We start from the raw sequence: 1,643 nt of genomic DNA, 5'->3' as shown, positions 1-1,643 counted from the left end.
CAATTTCTTCTTCTTTTTGGAGGTACAATAGGTTTAAAATGAGAATTTTTATATCCTTCATCTGCAGTTAAATTGATATACTGGCATTCTTCTATTCCAACAGGAAGTCTTTCTATAACGTAGGTTAAACCATTTAACTCAATTCTGTCCTCTGCAATAGAACCATAAATTTCGGGTCTTAAAAGTAATAAGGATTTTCTTAAAGTTTCCCCAGAAACTCCCATGGGTTTGTAAAAACCTCTACTAAATAAATGACGCATAGAAATATATAATTTTTCTATGGCATTAGTAGATTCTTGTGCTCTTGTTCTTGCTATTTTTTTTATTTCTGACATTATTTCTTTTGGACGACAAATATAAAATTATTTACCTGATAAAATTTTGTTATACTGGTTATTATCTTTTAATAAAGTAACTGCGTTTTCAATGGTTTTATCGTTACTTAAATTGTGTTTATAAACACCTTCTCTATACATATATCTCTCTAAAATTGCTGTTTTTAAAATTTCAGAAATAATGTCTTTATTTTTAGAAATTTCATCAATTTTATCTTTATACAATTGTTCTTTTATCGCATTATATTCAGATGAAATATTATTGTTTTTAGAAGCTAAATAGGCCTTTTTAAATAAGGCTTCTTGCTCTGTTACGAAAGTAGTATCTGTTTTTAAAAACTTGGTAAATTCTTTAAAATCGCTATTTTTAATTTCAAAATTTGTGAAGTCATTAAGATTTGTATTGTTGTAATAGTATTGAGTTGCGTAGTTAAAAATGGCTCTAGATTGCAATAACGATTCTGTAGTTTTATTTCTATTTGTTGTATTAATTTCTACATCTGGTTTTACGCCTCCACCATCGTAAACAGTTCTCCCATTTTGGGTTTTAAAAGCGTTTACACCGCTGTCTGAAAATTTTGGAATATTGCCTTTATCATCTCTATTTGTATAATCTAATTCTTGAATACATCTACCACTTGGTGTGTAGTATTTAGAAATGGTTAGTTTTAATTGAGTGCCATACATTAACTCTCTATAACGTTGCACTAAGCCTTTACCAAAAGAACGTTTTCCTAAAATTACGGCTCTATCATAATCTTGTAAAGAACCACTTACAATTTCAGAGGCTGATGCAGAACGTTCGTTAATTAAAACAACAATTGGTATTTCTAAATCTAAAGGATTATTTTGTGTTTTATACGTGTTACTCCATTTTTTAATTTTTGCTTTTGTTGTTACAATCGTTTTGCCTTTTGGTAAGAAAAAATTAGAAATTCTTATAGATTCTAACAACGAACCTCCTGGATTTGATCGTAAATCAAAAACCAATTTTTTCATTCCCTGTTTTTTTAGTTTCTTATAGGCTTTTTTTACTTCAGATGAAGCTTTTTCATTAAATCTTGTTAAAGTAATATAACCAGTTTCATCATCTATCATTTCTGCAAAAGGTACAGGATTTACAATTACTTTATCTCTTGTAATTTCTTTTGTTAAAATGCTGCCTTGTCTTTCTACTTCAACCGTAAATTTACTGTTTGGTGTCCCTTTTAAAAACATAGATAATTGGTCTCTTTCCATATTTTTTATAGATTGATTATCCACAGAAATAATAACATCACCTGCTTTTAAACCTGCTTTATCTGCAGG

The 1,643-nt window shown here is 28.6% G+C and carries 1 protein-coding gene and 1 pseudogene; both read right to left on the bottom strand.

Annotated features, from left to right (window positions below; translation table 11 throughout):
* Window positions 1-335 (bottom strand): annotated as a pseudogene (locus ACTG3S_RS04605) (DUF6909 family protein); the annotation flags it as partial.
* A gap of 27 nt (window positions 336-362) precedes the next feature.
* Window positions 363-1,643, bottom strand: a 1,281-nt coding sequence (locus ACTG3S_RS04600; RefSeq protein WP_439128199.1) for a S41 family peptidase, incomplete at its 5' end; no start/stop codon positions are given.

It is taken from the genome of Polaribacter sp. (genome assembly GCF_965656025.1).
In the GTDB taxonomy this organism is placed as follows: Bacteria; Bacteroidota; Bacteroidia; order Flavobacteriales; family Flavobacteriaceae; genus Polaribacter.
This window is presented reverse-complemented; position numbering and strand designations above follow the sequence as displayed.